The 16,504-nt window shown below is 64.3% G+C and carries 14 protein-coding genes and 1 tRNA gene; 12 read left to right on the forward strand and 3 right to left on the reverse strand.

Annotated elements, in window-relative coordinates:
* Nucleotides 1-2 precede the first annotated feature (2 nt).
* The 7 genes from hypB to EDC39_RS12425 all read left to right on the forward strand — a co-directional run bounded on the left by hypB (nucleotide 3) and on the right by EDC39_RS12425 (nucleotide 8,186).
* Nucleotides 3-749, forward strand: coding sequence for a hydrogenase nickel incorporation protein HypB (hypB, locus tag EDC39_RS12395; RefSeq protein WP_148896715.1), 747 nt, complete (start codon nucleotides 3-5; stop codon nucleotides 747-749).
* Between the two features lie 211 nt (nucleotides 750-960).
* Complete coding sequence (locus EDC39_RS12400) at nucleotides 961-1,191, forward strand: HypC/HybG/HupF family hydrogenase formation chaperone (RefSeq protein ID WP_148896716.1); 231 nt, start codon at nucleotides 961-963, stop codon at nucleotides 1,189-1,191.
* The gene (hypD, locus tag EDC39_RS12405) at nucleotides 1,188-2,291 is read left to right on the forward strand and encodes a hydrogenase formation protein HypD (RefSeq protein ID WP_148896717.1); all 1,104 of its coding nucleotides are present in this window, start codon (nucleotides 1,188-1,190) and stop codon (nucleotides 2,289-2,291) included. Before EDC39_RS12400 ends, hypD begins: the two co-directional genes overlap by 4 nt.
* 186 nt (nucleotides 2,292-2,477) lie before the next feature.
* Nucleotides 2,478-3,491: a hydrogenase expression/formation protein HypE gene (gene hypE, locus EDC39_RS12410; RefSeq protein ID WP_148896718.1), complete on the forward strand. Its 1,014-nt coding sequence runs from the start codon at nucleotides 2,478-2,480 to the stop codon at nucleotides 3,489-3,491.
* An 87-nt stretch (nucleotides 3,492-3,578) separates the two neighbouring features.
* Nucleotides 3,579-6,452 carry a PAS domain S-box protein gene (locus EDC39_RS12415; protein WP_187426791.1) on the forward strand — a complete coding sequence of 958 codons (2,874 nt, stop codon included), beginning with the start codon at nucleotides 3,579-3,581 and terminating at the stop codon, nucleotides 6,450-6,452.
* On the forward strand, nucleotides 6,449-6,832 hold the full coding sequence (locus EDC39_RS12420) for a response regulator (protein WP_148896720.1): 384 nt from the start codon (nucleotides 6,449-6,451) through the stop codon (nucleotides 6,830-6,832). Before EDC39_RS12415 ends, EDC39_RS12420 begins: the two co-directional genes overlap by 4 nt.
* 337 nt (nucleotides 6,833-7,169) lie before the next feature.
* A complete protein-coding gene (locus EDC39_RS12425) occupies nucleotides 7,170-8,186 on the forward strand; it encodes a GGDEF domain-containing protein (RefSeq protein WP_148896721.1) in 1,017 nt (338 codons plus the stop codon).
* 99 nt (nucleotides 8,187-8,285) lie between these two features.
* On the opposite strand, the gene EDC39_RS12430 is transcribed toward EDC39_RS12425, so the two are convergent.
* Nucleotides 8,286-9,365 (reverse strand): GspE/PulE/PilB domain-containing protein, encoded by a 1,080-nt coding sequence (locus EDC39_RS12430; RefSeq protein WP_148896722.1) that lies wholly within the window; start codon nucleotides 9,363-9,365, stop codon nucleotides 8,286-8,288.
* A 243-nt stretch (nucleotides 9,366-9,608) separates the two neighbouring features.
* Between EDC39_RS12430 and EDC39_RS12435 the strand changes: the two genes are divergently transcribed.
* From EDC39_RS12435 to EDC39_RS12455, 5 genes are all read left to right on the forward strand, one after another.
* Nucleotides 9,609-10,610, forward strand: coding sequence for a class I SAM-dependent methyltransferase (locus tag EDC39_RS12435; RefSeq protein WP_222862883.1), 1,002 nt, complete (start codon nucleotides 9,609-9,611; stop codon nucleotides 10,608-10,610).
* A gap of 162 nt (nucleotides 10,611-10,772) precedes the next feature.
* Nucleotides 10,773-11,837, forward strand: a complete 1,065-nt coding sequence (locus tag EDC39_RS12440) for a threonine aldolase family protein (RefSeq protein WP_148896723.1) — start codon at nucleotides 10,773-10,775, stop codon at nucleotides 11,835-11,837.
* Nucleotides 11,838-11,850: 13 nt separating this feature from the next.
* Nucleotides 11,851-12,687, forward strand: a complete 837-nt coding sequence (locus EDC39_RS12445) for an FAD/NAD(P)-binding protein (RefSeq protein WP_148896724.1) — start codon at nucleotides 11,851-11,853, stop codon at nucleotides 12,685-12,687.
* Nucleotides 12,684-14,714: a formate dehydrogenase subunit alpha gene (gene fdhF, locus EDC39_RS12450; RefSeq protein WP_148896725.1), complete on the forward strand. Its 2,031-nt coding sequence runs from the start codon at nucleotides 12,684-12,686 to the stop codon at nucleotides 14,712-14,714. Before EDC39_RS12445 ends, fdhF begins: the two co-directional genes overlap by 4 nt.
* Nucleotides 14,708-15,694, forward strand: coding sequence for a 4Fe-4S dicluster domain-containing protein (locus EDC39_RS12455; protein WP_148896726.1), 987 nt, complete (start codon nucleotides 14,708-14,710; stop codon nucleotides 15,692-15,694). The genes fdhF and EDC39_RS12455 overlap by 7 nt, the downstream gene beginning before the upstream one ends.
* Nucleotides 15,695-15,944: 250 nt before the next feature.
* Here the strand turns inward: EDC39_RS12455 and EDC39_RS12460 are convergent.
* Nucleotides 15,945-16,020, reverse strand: a tRNA-Ala gene (locus tag EDC39_RS12460).
* 68 nt (nucleotides 16,021-16,088) lie between these two features.
* On the reverse strand, nucleotides 16,089-16,445 hold the full coding sequence (gene dksA / locus EDC39_RS12465; RefSeq protein WP_148896727.1) for an RNA polymerase-binding protein DksA: 357 nt from the start codon (nucleotides 16,443-16,445) through the stop codon (nucleotides 16,089-16,091).
* Nucleotides 16,446-16,504 lie beyond the last annotated feature (59 nt).

Below are 16,504 nucleotides of genomic sequence, written 5' to 3' on the forward strand. Positions count from 1 at the left end.
CCATGTGCATCGATTGCGGCTGCAGCGAACGGACCGGGCAGGCCCACCATCACCACGATCACGATCATGACCATGACGGGCGAACCATCAGGGTCGAAGAGAACCTGCTGGCCAAGAACGACCGGCTGGCGGCAGCCAATCGGGTCCGTTTCACCAGGCACGGCCTGCTCACCCTGAACCTGGTCAGCTCCCCCGGGTCGGGCAAGACCACCCTGCTCGAAACCACCCTGCGCGCCCTGAAGGACGAGCTGCGCTTCGCCGTTCTCGAAGGCGACCAGCAGACCAGCAACGATGCCGACCGCATCGCCGCCACCGGGGTGCCGGCGCATCAGATCAACACCGGCGCCGGCTGCCATCTCGACGCACACATGGTCGCTCACGGCGTCGACCACTTCGATCTGGACAATCTCGACGTGTTGCTGATCGAGAACGTCGGCAACCTGGTCTGTCCCGCCTCCTTCGATCTCGGTGAAGACAGCAAGGTGACGGTCCTCTCCATCACCGAAGGCGAGGACAAGCCGCTGAAATACCCGCAGATGTTTCGCGCCGCCGCCATCGTCATCGTCAACAAGATCGACCTGCTGCCGCACCTCGACTTCGATCTCGACCAGTGTCGCCAGTTCATCCGCCAGGTCAACCCGCAGGCCCGCATCTTCGAGCTCTCCTGCAGATCGGGCGCCGGGATGGACGCCTGGTACGACTGGCTGCGCGCCCAGGTGGCGGCGAAACGACAGCAGGCTCAGTCGTAGCGGCAACCGCGTCGAGGTGTGAAAAAAGAGCGTAACACAGCAGGCGGGGCTTTTTCATCGGCCGCCACCCAATCGTACAGGGGGGCGAGAAGGTTTCGCATGCAAGGCTTGCGAACGATGAGCCCGCAGGCGTAGCGGCAGCTACGTCGAGGAGCGAAGAGAGAGTGTAACGCAGCAGGCGGGGCCTTATCGCCCCCCCACGGAGAAGACCATGTGCCTAGGCGTCCCCATGCAAATCAAGAGCATCACCGACGGCGTCGCTGTCTGCGAAATCGACGGCGTACAGCGCGAAGCCTCTCTGATGATGCTCGACGAGGCGCAAGTCGGCGATTTTGTTCTCATTCACGCCGGTTTCGCCATCGAAAAGATCGACCCTGAAGAAGCGGAGCTGACCCTCAAGGCGCTGCGCGAAGCCCTTGACATGGGCTTGGAGCCGAAATGAAAAGCCAGGATCTGACCACAGCCTATCGTGATCCGGCGGTCGCCCGCGCCCTGTTGCGGCAGATCGAGACGACGGTGCGCAACTACCGGAGGCAGATGACCCTGATGGAGGTCTGCGGCACCCACACCATGGCCATCTACCAGCACGGCATCCGCGCCCTGCTACCGGAGCAGATCCGCCTGATCTCCGGCCCCGGCTGTCCGGTCTGCGTCACCCCCGTCGATTACGTCGACCGGGCGGTCGCCCTGGCGCGCCGCCCCGGCACCATCATCACCACCTTCGGCGACATGGTGCGGGTTCCCGGCTCCTCCAGCAGCCTGCTGCGCGAACAGGCGGCGGGCGCCGACATCCGGATCGTCTACTCGCCGCTCGACGCCATCGCCATCGCCGCCTGCAATCCGGGCAAGGAGGTGGTCTTTCTCGGCGTCGGCTTCGAAACCACCACGCCGACGGTGGCCGGCGCCGTTCTGGCGGCCGAAAAGCAGGGACTGACCAACTTCAGCGTCCTCGGCTCGCACAAGACCATGCCGGCCCCCATGATGGCCCTGACCAGCGACCCGGAACTGCAGGTCGACGGCTATCTCTGCCCGGCGCACGTTTCGGCCATCATCGGTGCCGACGCCTATCGGCCGATCGTCGAGGCCTGCCGGGTGCCCTGTGTCGTCACCGGCTTCGAACCGCTGGACGTGCTGCGCGGCGTACTGATGCTGGCCAGACAGGTGGTCGAAGGCCGGGCGGAGGTCGAAAACGAATACTCCCGCGTGGTGCGGCCCGACGGCAACCCGAAGGCGCGGCAGATTCTTGAAACCGTCTTCGAGCCCTGCGATGCCCGCTGGCGCGGCATCGGCGTCATTCCCGGCAGCGGCCTGCGCATCCGCAACAGCCATGCCGCCTTCAACGCCGAGCTCAAGCTGCCGGTCGAGGTCGAAGAGCCGGTGGAGCACAAGGGCTGCCTGTGCGGCGAAATCCTCAAAGGCAAGGTCCGCCCCGGCGACTGCCCCCTCTTCCGCAAGATCTGCACCCCCGAGGATCCGGTCGGCGCCTGCATGGTGTCGAGCGAGGGGACCTGCGCGGCGGAGTACAAGTACGGCAATATCTAATTGCCACCACAGAACCACAGCAGAACAGAAAATCTCGCACAGAGACACAGAGCCGCTCAGAAAACAGAATTGGACCTGAAATCAAAATATTTTCTCTGTGTCTCTGCGTCTTGAGAAAGCGCCAGCGAGCGGGCACGAGCCGGATTCTCTCTGCGTCCAGTGGTGAATTGAACAGGTGAGACACCTATGAACTCTGCCCTCATCCTTCTCGGCCATGGCAGCGGCGGCAAACTGAGCCACCAGCTGCTCGACGACATCATCATTCCCGCCCTCTCCGGCATCGCTCCGGAAGAGCAGAACGACGCCGCCGTGTTGCCGGCGATCGACGGCGAACTCGCCTTCACCACCGACACCTACGTGGTCGATCCGATCTTCTTTCCCGGCGGCAATATCGGCGATCTGGCCATCAACGGCACGGTCAACGACCTGGCGATGGCCGGAGCTGTACCGGTGGCGATCAGCGTCGGCCTGATTCTCGAGGAAGGCCTTCCCGTAGCCGACCTGCAGCAGGTACTGGCATCGATGCGACAGGCCGCAGATACCGCCGGGGTGCGCATCGTCACCGGCGACACCAAGGTGGTGCCGCGCGGCAAGGGCGACAAGATCTTCATCAACACCGCCGGCATCGGCCGTATCCCTGCCGGCCGCAAGATATCCGGCTCCGCGGCCCGCCCCGACGACAAGGTGCTGATCAACGGCCCGGTCGGCGATCATGGCATGGCTGTGATGGCCAGCCGCGAAGGGCTGGAGCTGACCGCCGACATTCGCAGTGACAGCACCGCCCTCAACGGTCTGGTCGAAGACCTCTTCACCGCCTGCGGCGACAAACTGCACGTGCTGCGCGATCCGACCCGCGGCGGCGTCGCCACCACCCTGCGCGAGATCGCCGGCCAGTCCGGGGTTGACATCACCCTCGAGGAGCAGGCCATTCCGCTCAGCGAAGGGGTACGTGGTGCCTGCGCCATCCTCGGCCTCGACCCGCTGTTTGTCGCCAACGAAGGCAAGCTGCTGGCCCTGGTAGCCCCCGAAGCAGCGGAAGACGCTCTCGCGGCCATGCGCCGGCATCCCGCCGGCAGGCAGGCAACCATCATCGGCGAGGTGACCGCAGCCTCCAACGGTCGGGTGCTGATGCGCACTGGCATCGGCGGCTTGCGCGCCATCGAAATGCTCTCTGGCGAACAATTGCCGCGTATCTGTTGAAAGCAGGTAAGCATGGCCGCACTTCTTCGGCTATACTGACTGAAGATTGTTTCAATTTTTCGTCATCCGTAACCGATGTGGATCACCATGAGGCCGCGCCTGCTCTTCTTTGCCTGCCTGGCTCTGCTGTTGCCGGCCCTGGTCTGGGGCAAGACACCGGTCAGTATCGAACTGACCGCCGAAGAGCGCGCCTGGCTCGAACAGCACGGCCAATCGATCCGCGTCGGGGTCCTTCCCAACTACCCTCCCATCGAATTTCTTCAGGACGGCCGGCAAAGCGGCCTGACCGCCGACTACCTGCGGGCCATCGAAGAAGAGCTCGGCATCCGCTTTCGGCGCGTCGTTGCCCGCAACTGGGCCGAACTGCAGCAGATGGCCCTGGCGCATCGCATCGATATCATCGGCTCCATTCAGCAGACCCCGAAACGGGCGAAAAAGCTCCTCTTCACCCGCCCCTACGTACACCTGCCCAACGCCATCATCACCCGCAGGGGGGCCAAAACGGGACTTCGGGAAAAGGATCTGGCCGGCTTGCGGGTGGCTGTTGTCCAGGACTACGCCAGCTGGGACTATCTGCGAACCCATGCGCCAAATGCCACCCTGGTGGCCGTCGACAATGACCTCGACGGGCTCAAGCAGCTCGCCTTCGGTCAGGTCGACGCTTTTGTAACCGATCTTTCGGTCGCCAGCTGGCACATCGACAGACTCGGTCTGAGCAACCTGCAGGTCGGTGGCTCCACCAACTTCTACTGGGACTTCAGGTTCGGCGTGCGTAACGACTGGCCGCTGCTGCACGCCATTCTGGACAAGGCCCTGGCCGGCATCTCCGATGACGCCCGGCAAGCCCTGCTGCACCGCTGGGTCGGTCTGGTGACAGCCAACAAACTGAGTGCCAAAGAACTGACTATCGCCGGCCTGGTACTAGGCCTCTTCATGCTGCTTATCATCGCCTTCTGGCTCTGGAACCGCCTGCTGCAGCGTCAGGTCGAACTGCAGACCGATGAACTCAGGAACGCCCTGCAGCGCGAACGCCGGATCGCCAACGAGCTGCGACGCAGCGAAGCACAGTTGCGCGAACTGACCGACAATCTGCCGCAAACCGTCTTCGAAATCGATACCCAGGGGATTATCACTTATGTCAACCGTTACTGCACGGAGTGGAGCGGCTATAGTCGCGAACGGCTTATCGGCAGGTGCCTTCTGGAGTTTCTGCTGCCGGAAGACCGACCGGTCATGGAACGGCGCATCCGCATCCTGCTCGGTGAAGAGCCCGAAGAACGAACCGACCTGGTCTACCGGATACAACTGGCCGACGGCCGCATCCGCAGCGTTCTCGGCTATGCCAGCCCCATTCTCAGCGGCGACAGAACAACCGGGCTACGCGGCATTTTGGTCGACATCAACGAACGACTGTCGATGGAAATCTTTCTTGACGACCTGCTCAACGCCATCCCCGATCCGATCTTCGCCAAGGATCGCCAACACCGCTGGATCCGCCTCAACGACGCCTTTTGCGAACTGATCGGCAAGCCGCGGCGCGAGCTGCTCGGCAAGTCGGACTTCGATCTCTTTCCGGAAGAGGAAGCACGGGTTTTCTGGGAAAAGGACGATCTGGTCTTCACGACCGGAGAGACCAACCTGAACATCGAGCGAATCACGCCACCCGAAGGCAGCACGCGCATCCTGGCCACCCGCAAGAGCCTGATGCTCTCTCCCGACGGCGAACCGATCCTGGTCGGCGTCATCCGCGACATCACCGAACAGGAAGAGGCGGCCCGGCGCCTGGCCGAGAGCGAGCGCCGCTTCCGGCAGATCTTCGACGCCACCAGCGATGCCCTGTTCATCCACGACGCCGCCACCGGCGTCATCCTCGATGTCAACAAGACCGCCGAAACCATGTACCGCGCCAGCCGGGACGAACTGCTTGCCAGCGATATCGGAAAACTCAGCTCGGGCACACCGCCGTTCGACCAGAAGGGAGCCCGGATGCGCATCGCCAACGCCCTGCTCAAGGGACACACGGTGTTCGAGTGGCACACCCGCCGGTTCGACGGCGAACTCTTCTGGGTCGAAGTCAGCCTGCGACCGGCAACCATCGACAACAGGCGGGTGATCATCGCCACCGTCCGGGACATCAGCCGGCGCAAGGAACTGGAAGAGATGATGCTGCAGGCGGAAAAGATGCTCACTATCGGTCATCTGGCCGCCGGCATCGCCCACGAGATCAACAATCCGCTGGCCGGTGTGCTGCAAAACCTGCAAGTTCTCGGCATGCGTCTCGACCAGCAACATCCGGGCAATCGGCAGGCCGCCGAACAGGCAGGTCTCGACCTAGAGGCTCTGTCCCGTTACAGTGAAGCAAGACAGATCCCCCTGCTGCTGGACAACGCCAACACCTCCGCCCAGCGCGCCCGCACCATCGTCGAAGACCTGCTCTCTTTCAGTCGCCGCCCAGCCGGCAAACTCGAACCGGTCGACATGCACCAGATCATCGAATCGAGCCTGAAGCTGGCCGAAACCGAATTCAATACCGACCAGGGATACGATTTTCGCGCCATTCGGCTCGAAACCAGCCTCTGCACCCCACCGCCGCCGATCGTCGGTCTGGCTGACCAGCTGCAGCAGGCGTTGCTCAACCTGTTGCGCAATGCCGCCCAGGCCATGTTCCGGGCCGGCGTCCGCCGTCCCTGCATCCACATCGAACTGACCGACGAAGACGACCACGCTCTGCTGCGCCTGTCGGACAACGGTCCGGGGATGGACGAAGCGACCCGCAACCGCATTTTCGAGCCCTTCTTCACCACCCGCAGCGGGCAGGGCGGCACCGGCCTGGGGCTGGCCCTGGTTTCCTTCATCATCACCCAGAATCACGGGGGGAGCATCAACGTCCAGTCGACACCGGGACAGGGAACAACCTTCATCCTGCAGCTGCCGACAACCCGCAGCAAGGAGGCCTCATGAACGAGCGACCGAAACGCATTCTCGTGCTGGACGACGAGGAAGCCATCCGCCTGAGCCTCGAGATGTTTCTCGGCGATTTCAGCTGGCAGGTTCATACTGCCGCCGACACGGCGACCGCGCTGAAGCTTATCGAGCACAACTGCATCGACCTGGCCCTGGTCGATGTCCGTCTGGCCGGCGAAAGCGGCAACCGGTTCATTGTCGAGGCGCTGAAAATCCAGCCGAAACTGAAGGTGCTGATCCACACGGGTTCCATCGACTACGCCGTACCGCCCGAACTGCAGAAGCTCGGCATCGGCGAAGCCCAGGTCGTGCGGAAACCGCAACCGGACCTGATGCGGTTCCTGGCGCTGCTGGAAGCGCAGCTTGCCGGAAGCTGAACGAACAAGGGAACGAGAGCGGAATCGACGGAGAGTAATGAACCGTCAGCGAATATAACAATGGCCGACAGGCAAAAAAAGCGCGCCCAGCAGCAAGGCGGGACGCATGCAATGACAAATCAAAGCGCGGTGTCAGGATCGGAAAATCCATCTCCAAAACGATGTTTGACAATTATCTACTCTTCCTGAAAATGGATGTCAACCCTTTTTTTACGCCATACGCATTTCCCCGAAAAAATGATCTGTAAAACTGCATTCTACGGCCATCGACAGCTTCTGCCGATCGCGAAGGGAGTTCCACCTTTATCTTTGCCGGCAGGCTGCCGATAAGGTTGACATGCCGACACTGACACCGACATGGACCGAAGCGGACCGAACGGCCGTCATCCTGAGTGACCGGGCGGCATCCCGCGACTACCTGTTGCGCCTGCTCGACTGCACGGGCATCTTTCATCAGATTCACTGCGCCGCCGACCTGAACGGCATCGAGGCCATTCTGGACGAGCATGCGGTCGACGCCCTCTTCTTCGACTGGCAGCCACCGGACCCGGAATCGATCGCCGAGCTGGCCGCCTGCCTCGACGAGCAGGACGACTGGCGCGACATCCCCCTGCTGGTCTTTACCGCCGAAACAAGCCGGGAAACCGCCATCTGCGCCTTTCTCAACGGTGCCAGCGACTGCCTCGGTTACAGCATTCCTGCCGCCGACCTGAGGGCACGGCTCTACCCGCACCTCAATCGCAAACTGCGCATCGATTCCCTGCGTGAAGAGAACAACCAGCTGGCGCGCCTGGCCATCAGCGATCCTCTGACCGGCCTGTACAACAGAAACTATTTCGATGTCGCCCTGCAGTTTGAAACCGCCCGCTGTCAGCGCAACGGCAGCCTGCTTTCCCTGCTGGTCATCGTCATCGACCGCTTCAACTGGCTTCACGCCAACTTCGGCTACAAGGCCGGCGACCGCGTTCTCGGCCTGGTCGGCGGCGTGATCGGCGACGTGGTGCGCCGCTCGGACATCCCCTGCCGCTTCAACCACCAGGATTTCGCCGTCATCATGCCGGAAACGACGGCCCCCGAAGCCTACGGGCTGGCCGAACGGATCAGGGACGAACTCAACCACCGCCAGCCGCGCCATCCCCTTGACCGGTTTTCCGTCACCCTGAGCATGGGCATCAGCAGCATCTCCGGCGCCGGCACCTTCGCGCCGGCGAACCTGATCGAAGAAGCCTACTGCGCCGTCGAAACCGGTCGCCGCTTCGGCGCCGGGCGTACCGAAATCTTCAGCCACAATCTGGAGATCTTCACCGAGGACGGCTTTCGCCTCGACCTGGAACATCCGCAGGGAAACGCCTGAGGCAGACGGTCAAGAAAGGTCGCGAACAGCGGAAGATGCGACAAGACGCCGGCCGCAAAAGACGAACGCAGCTTCCAGATACGGGGAAGCTGGAGGCGATCAGGTCATGAGGATCTTTTCGCGACGAATGAGAATCTCGAAAGCGAGCACCGTCTTGCGCACCAGCCGGTTCAGATCGGCCATCCGCTCCGCCAGGCTCTTTTCGCCGCCGTCAACATAGACAACATTGACCACACGGCCTCCGAGCTGCAGCGGCAGCAGCAGGGCAGCTGTCGGCGCCTGCCCTCCCAGGGCTTCGATCAGCTGTTCGTTCTCCCCCTTGACGGGTATGCCGCCCAGGTAGGGACTGTTCCCCTCGACCACGGTCCTGATCACCGACGGTTCGTTCAAAGAAATGCTGAGCTGGGAAAAGTCGTCCAACACCTTGCCCTCACCGACCGCCTTCCAGCCGTCGACGCGCTCGCCGCGACAGACCAGCAGGGCGGCGCGATCGAACTCCTGGCCGAGATAACCGAGCAGCACGTCGCCGATCTCGTCACGGGACGTCGCCTCGGCCAGGGATTGCGAAACCTGGTCGATGGAATACTGTCCGACCCGCTCCGAAAAATCCTCCTCCTCGAGGATGACCGCCTCTTCCAGCTCTTCCTCATCGATCTGTTCCTCATGCGCTTGCTGCTCGGCTTCCGCCTCGGCCGCCGTCCCCTTCCACTCGCCGATCCGGGCGATGATGGCCTGGTAGCGATCCTCGATCTCGTAGCCGTAGTAACGGTTGAGCGCCTGCAACAGGCGCACCTCCGGCGCCACCAGGGGCTGGATGATGTAGTCGGTGATAAAGGCAATTTCGTCGATGGCGGCCAGATCGGCCGGATCGGCCATGGCCAAACTGAGCCGTTTCTTTTCGCAGCGGATGGGAACAACCCTGTATTTCAGCGCCAGCCCCCTGGGAACCTTCTGGATGATCTCGGCGGGAATCTCCTGCAGCTGGTCGGGATGCACATAGGGGACAGAAAGCTTGCGGCTGAGAAACCGCGCCAGTGTCTCCTCCTCGACCATGCCCAGCTCGATCAGGCTGGTGCCGATCTTGCCGCCGTAGACCACCCGGTTGAGCAGCGCCTCGTCGAACTGCTCACGGGTGATCAGTTCCGCTTCCCGCAACATCTCCAGCAATGTCAGCGCCATGACTCCCTCCTGAAGCTAGCCTCGCCCGAAAAGGTTAGCCTGCTTCCAGAGGACTGCCAACCACAAAGTACGCCATCCAAAGAGAATCAACGCCGGCGCTTTTTGCTTGCCTGCCCGCCCCACAAGGGATATAACCACCCCAGATTGTGGTCTGCAAGACGAAGAACCCCACATGTAGTATCAAGGAGGCAGCATGGAAAAGTGCAAAGCCTGCGGCAAGGCCTACACCGCCGCCTGTGCCCAGTGCATCCGGAAAAAGGATTCAAGACGCTGAACGCCCCCGGTTCCGACCGACAGGGAGAGCCGGGCGGTCAGCCGTCTCCCGCCTCCTGGCCGCCCGCACCCGAAACCCTGCTCCCCCTGCTCCGGCATCGCCTGCCGGCGACCGGCCCGGAAGCCCGCCGTCTCTGGCATGGCCGTGGCGGCACCGCTATCGACTGGTCCTGGCTGTCCATCGACTGGTACCCGCCGGTCCTGCACCTGATCGCCTACCGCGAGATTCCCGAAGCCTTCGCCCGACAGCTGGCCGATCTGCTCGATCCGCACCTGCAACCCCGACCGGCCACCGTCTATCTGCAGCGTCGGGATCTGTGCGATGCGCCGCACCTGCTGCTGCAAGGCGAACATCCGGCCGCGCCGGTGGCCCGCGAGAACGGCCTGACCTTCCGGCTCGACTTCGGCCGTGGCCGCAATATCGGTTTCTTCCCCGACATGGCCGCCGGCCGGCGCTGGGTGCGGGAAAGAGCCGAAGGGAAGAGAATTCTCAACCTGTTCGCCTACACCTGCGCCTTCTCGGTCGCCGCTTTGGCCGGCGGCGCCGTCCAGGTGGTCAATCTGGACATGAACCGCAACGTTCTCGCCCGCGGCCGGGAAAATCACCTGCTGAACGGCATCGATCCGCGCCGTGCCGGCTTTCTCGCCCACGACCTGTTCAAGTCCTTCGGCAAGCTGCGCCGTCTCGGCCCCTTTGACCTGGTGATCGCCGACCCCCCCGACATTCAGGGAGCCAGTTTTCGCTCGGAACGGGACTGGCCGAAACTGTTGCGCAAGCTGCCGGAACTGCTCACCGCCAATGGCGAATTTCTCGCCTGCGTCAGCTCGCCGCGCCTGGGCCGCCGGTTTCTGCTCGAGATGATCAACCGTCACACTCCTTTTCTTCAGCTGCTCGAGAAACGGACCGCCGGTCCCGATTTTCCGGAACGGGACCCGGACAAGGGGCTGCATCTGATGCTCTACACAAGGTAAGGGGCGAGAGGCGCAGCAACAAATATCAACCCGTAAGCTTTCTCTCCGTCTCTGCGTTAAAAACACCTTTGGCCTGTTTGACCCTGAACCGGCAATTGACGGTTGCCTTTTCCGGCCGGAAAACTACAATCATCGGAGATCCACTTTTCTGAAGGAGTCTTCATGCAACACGTCCATCCCGATCCCGTTCTGAAAAACCAGTTCGCCAGCGACAACTACGCCCCGATCTGCCCCGAGGCCATGGACGCCATACTCCAGGTCAACAGCGGCTACGTCAACGCCTACGGCAACGACCCCTGGACCGCCCGCGCCTGCGACATGCTGCGTGACTTTTTCGCCACCGACTGCCAGATCTTCTTCGTCTTCAACGGCACCGCCGCCAACTCCCTGGCCCTGGCCTCCCTCTGCCAGAGCTACCACAGCATCGTCTGCCACGAACTGGCGCATATCGAAACCGACGAATGCGGGGCGCCGGAGTTCTTTTCCAACGGCACCAAGATCCTGCTGACCACCGGCAACGGCGGCAAGGTCGACCCGGCCCAGGTCGAGCACCTGGTCACCCGTCGCAGCGACATCCACTATCCGAAGCCGAAAGTGCTCAGCCTGACCCAGTCCACCGAACTCGGCACCGTCTACACCCCGGACGAACTGCAGGTCCTGCGCGACTGCGCCGAGCGGCATGAGCTGCGCCTGCACATGGACGGCGCCCGTTTCGCCAACGCCCTGGCCAGCCTCGAGCTGTCGCCGGCCGAGCTGAGCTGGAAGGCGGGGGTCGACGTGCTGACCTTCGGCGGCACCAAGTGCGGCATGGCGGTCGGCGAGGCGGTGATCTTCTTCGACCGGGAACTGGCGGCCGAATTCGACTACCGCTGCAAGCAGGCCGGCCAGCTCGCCTCGAAGATGCGCTACCTCTCCGCCCCCTGGATCAGCCTGCTGCAGGACGGCGCCCTGCTGCGCCACGCCCGCCACGCCAACGCCATGGCCAGACTGCTTGCCAATGAGCTGCAGAAACTGCCCGGGGTCGAGGTGGCCCATCCGGTCGAGGCGAACGCGGTCTTCGTCCGTCTGCCACAGGAGGTGATCGACACCCTGCGGGCCGAAGGCTGGTATTTCTACACCTTCATCGGTACCGGCGAAGCACGACTGATGTGCTCCTGGCACACCAGCGAAGAGGATGTCGGCCAGCTGGTCGCCGCGGTCCGAGCCGCCCTGCCAAAGACGGGATGACCATGGAAAAGCGATGACCGCTCCCGCCTCGCTCTACGCCCCCCGGCCCTGCCGGCTGCTGACCGTCTCCGGGCTGACCCCGCAGGAGAAGCTGTTCCGGCTGCAGCTGGTGGACGGCTCCTCCCTGGGACACCAGCCGGGGCAGTTCATCCAGCTGTCGATTCCCGGTCTGACCGAGGCGCCGATCTCGGTCGCCAACTCGCCGACCCGCGGCACCGTTTTCGAACTGGCAGTGCGCCGGGCCGGCCGACTCACCGGCGCCCTGCACAAGCTTGCCCCCGGCGCCCTGATTGGCATCCGCGGCCCCTTCGGCCGCCCCTTCCAGCTCGACGCCCTGCGCGGCAAGCAATTGCTGCTGATCGCCGGCGGCTGCGGCCTGGCTCCGCTGCGCTCCCTGATCCAGTACTGCCAGGACCGGCCGGAGGAGTTCGCCGCGGTGCACATCCTCTACGGCGCCCGTTCTCCCGCCGATCTGCTGTTCAAGGACGATCTGGCCGCCTGGCAGCGCAGCGAGCGACTCGACTGCCGCTACACCGTCGACCGGATTCCGGCCGACTCCTGCTACGATGGCGAAACCGGGCTGCTGCCCCGGCTGCTGTCACAGCTCGAACTCGATCCGGCCAACTGCAGCGCGGTGCTGGTCGGTCCGCCGCCGATGTACCGTCCGGTGATCGCCGAGTTGCGCCGGCTCGGGTTGAGCGGCGAACGCCGGATCATGCTCTCCCTCGAACGGCAGATGCGCTGCGGGGTCGGCAAGTGCGGCCACTGCAGCATCGAACACCTCACCTGCTGCAGCGATGGTCCGGTCTTCTGGCTGGAGGAGGTGGAAGCGTTGCGAGGCGCCCTGTGAAGGCCACCCTGACCACCTGCCCCTACTGCGGCACCGGCTGCAATCTTTACCTGCTCGGCGACGAGCGGGGACAGCTGTACGGCGTCGAACCGGTCGCCGGCCATCCGGTCAGCCGCGGCCAACTCTGCCTCAAGGGCTGGAACGCCCACGCCTTCGTCGCCCACCCGGAGCGGCTGACCCACCCGCTGCTGCGCCGGCAGGGAAAGCTGCGCCCTTGTGACTGGGAAACCGCCCTCGATCTGGTCCATTGCCGCCTGGCCGCCATCGCCGAACGGCACGGTCCCGACAGCCTGATGTTCCTCGCCTCGGCCAAGGCCAGCAACGAGGAGAACTACCTGCTGATGAAGCTGGCCCGGGCCGGCTTCGGTACCAACAACGTCGATCACTGCGCCCGGCTCTGCCATTCCTCGACCGTTTTCGGCCTGGCGGAGACCCTCGGCTCGGGAGCGATGACCAACAGCCTGAACTGCTTCGAACGGACCGACCTGGTGCTGGTGATCGGCTCCAACACCACCGAACAGCATCCGCTGATCGGCAGCCGGATCCTCCAGGCCCGGCAGCGGGGCGCGGGACTGATCGTGATCGACGGCCGGACCATCCGCCTGGCCCGGCATGCCGACCTGCACCTGCGGCCGCAGAACGGCACCGACGTCGCTCTGCTCTGCGGCATGATGCGGCAGATCCTCGCCGACGGCCTGGAGGACCGCGCTTTCATCGCCGCCCGCTGCGAAAACTTCGCCGCCTTCGAAGCCTCGCTGCGGGACTACACCCCGGAGCGGGTCGCGGCCATCACCGGCGTGCCGGCCCAGCAACTGGTCGACGCCGCACGCCGCTTCGCCTGCGCGGATAAGGCGATGATCGTCTTCGCCATGGGCATCACCCAACACAGCCACGGGGTCGACAATGTCCGGGCGCTCTCCAACCTCGCCCTGCTGACCGGCAACATCGGCCGGCCGGGCACCGGCCTCAATCCCCTGCGCGGCCAGAACAATGTCCAGGGAGCCTGCGACATGGGCGCCCTGCCCGACGTCTACAGCGGCTACCAGAAGGTGAGCGACCCGGCGGCGCGGGAGAAATTCTCCGCCGCCTGGGGCGTGCCCCTGCCGGATCGGCCCGGCCTGATGGCGACCCACGCCATGGAAGCCGCCGCGGCCGGCAGAGTGCGCGGCATGCTGATCATGGGGGAGAATCCGCTCCTCTCCGAGGCGAATCAGGGCCTGGTCCGTCAGGCACTGCAGAAGCTGGAGTTTCTCGCCGTCATCGACATCTTCCCCACCGAAACCGCGCAGCTGGCCGACGTGGTGCTGCCGGCCGCCTGCTACGCCGAACGGGACGGCAGCTTCACCTCCACCGAGCGCCGGGTCCAGCGCGGCCGCCAGGCGATCGCCCCGCCGGGAGAGGCCCGGGCCGACTGGCAGATTCTCTGCGCGCTGCTGGGGCGCTGCGGCGTGCCGGCCGGCTATGCCGGTCCGGGGGAGATCATGGCGGAGATCGCCGCGCTGACCCCGAGCTACGCCGGCATCAGCTACCCCCGGCTGGAAGGGACCGGCCTGCAATGGCCCTGCCCGGATGCTGAACATCCCGGTACTCCGATCCTGCACGTCGGGCGCTGCAGCCGCGGCAAGGCCCGCTTCAGTCCGGTCGCCTACCGACCAGCGGTCGAGACGCCGGACGCCGACTATCCATTCCTGCTCAATACCGGACGCACCGGGGTGCACTGGCACACCGGCAGCATGACCCGCCGCAGCCACCTGCTCGACCGCGAAGAACGCGAGCCCTACGTCGAAATCCATCCGGCCGACGCCGCCCGCTATCAGCTTGAGGAACGCCGGCCGGTCCGCATCAGCAGCCGCCGCGGCAGCATCGAAGCGCGGACCAGAATCACCGATCGGGTTCCCGCCGGGCAGCTGTTCATCCCCTTCCATTTCGTCGAAGGAGCCGCCAACGCCCTGACCAACAACGCCCTCGACCCGGAATCGGGCATCCCCGAATTCAAGGTCTGCGCCGTGAGGCTTCAGCCATGCTGAAACGGCTGGAAGAGAAGGATTTTCTCTGCCTGCTGGAGCGGATCGCCGAGCGCTGGCAGCTGCTGGTGCCGCAGCGGATGAGCGACGGCAGCCGGCTGCTGCTGCCCTGGCAGGGCGGGCTGCCTGTGCTGGCCGGCCCGCCACTGCAGCGCAAGCCGACGGAAGTTTTCTTCCCCCAACTCGAGCTGCTCCTGGAACTGGACGATGCTGGCGGCGTGGCGCTGCCCAACCCGCCGGAGAAGCCTCCGGCCCTGCTCGGCCTCGACCACCTTGATCTGGCCGGCATCGCCTTTCTCGACCGCTTCTTCCTCAGCCCCCCCACCGACGACGCCTACCTGCGCCGCCGCCGGGGGGCCCTGCTGGTCGGGGTAAGCGGCCTGGCCGGCGCGCAGGGGGAGACACTGCCCCCACTGGAAGGGGAGTGCGACCTGGAGCTGATCCTCGCTCCGGACGGCCTGCTCGCCCACCCACACACGGCGCGCGGAACGGAGCTGCTGGAAGGATTTGCCGAGGCCGCGCCGGACAAGCTGGCCGCCCTCGACCGGAACGCCACCGAACTGTTGCCCGAGATCCTGCTTAAGGCTGCCCGGCTGCTGCAGGAAGAACGGGTTCCGGAAGACTTCTGGGAAGAGATCGCCGCCCGCTGCATCGCCTGCGGCGGCTGCAACTTCGCCTGCCCCACCTGCAGCTGCTTCGGCGTCCAGGACCGGACCTTCGGCAAGCGGACCGAGCGCAGCCGACTCTGGGATTCCTGCCAGCTCGACGCCTTCATGCGCGAAGCCAGCGGCCACAATCCCCTGGGCACCGAAACCCTGCGCACCCGCCGTCGCATCTATCACAAGCTGGTCGCCGACCCGCTGCGCTGGGGCGAGCCCGGCTGTGTCGCCTGCGGTCGCTGCGACCGCGCCTGCCCGACCGGCATCGGCATGTTCGCCCTGTGCGAGGAGCTGGTGCGCACCTGCGACCGGCACGGCTCCTGAAGTTGAAAAAAAAGGCCGACCCGGATATCCTCCGGACCGGCCGTCTTTTCTTTGGTGGAGCTGAGCGGGATCGCCTGCTACGGGGCAGACGTCCTGTCCGCCCCTGCGCAGCCCCCCCTCCGCTCGCTGTCGCGGCCATCCCTGGCCGCTTTTCGTCCACTGGACGCGCTCGCTCCGCTTCGATCCCGCCGGATATGGTGCGATCAAAAAAAGGCCGACCCGGGTTTCTCCGGATCGGCCTTGAATTTATTGGTGGAGCTGAGCGGGATCGAACCGCCGACCTACGCGTTGCGAACGCGTCGCTCTCCCAGCTGAGCTACAGCCCCGAAAAGCGTTGCTACCTTACCCAAAGGGGATTTTCCTGTCAACAGGGCAAAGCGGCCAGGACACCGCCTCAGCCGATCTTTTCCTGGCGCTCCTGCTCAGTCTTGCACTCAATGCAGAGGGTGGCGACCGGCCGCGCCTTCAGCCGTCCTTCGCCGATCTCCTCGCCACAGCTTTCGCAAAGTCCGAATTCGCCGCTGTCGATACGCTCCAGGGCCTCACGGATCTTGTTGGCCAGCTTGCGCTCCCGGTCACGGATGCGCAACTCGAAATTCCGGTCCGATTCCAGCGAGGCCCGGTCGGTCGGATCAGGAAAGTTTTCCTTCTCGTCCGTCATTTCGGCCACGGTTTCGCCGGCATTGCGCAGAATCTCGTCCAGCTGCCCCTGCAACAACTGCCGGAATTCTTCGAGTTTTTCAGGTTCCATGGGGAGCCTCCGTGGTTGGACTGTAATAAGTCAAATTACTTGAAATACCATCCCAAGTC

Origin of the sequence: Geothermobacter ehrlichii, assembly GCF_008124615.1 — a bacterium.
In the GTDB taxonomy this organism is placed as follows: Bacteria; Desulfobacterota; Desulfuromonadia; order Desulfuromonadales; family Geothermobacteraceae; genus Geothermobacter; species Geothermobacter ehrlichii.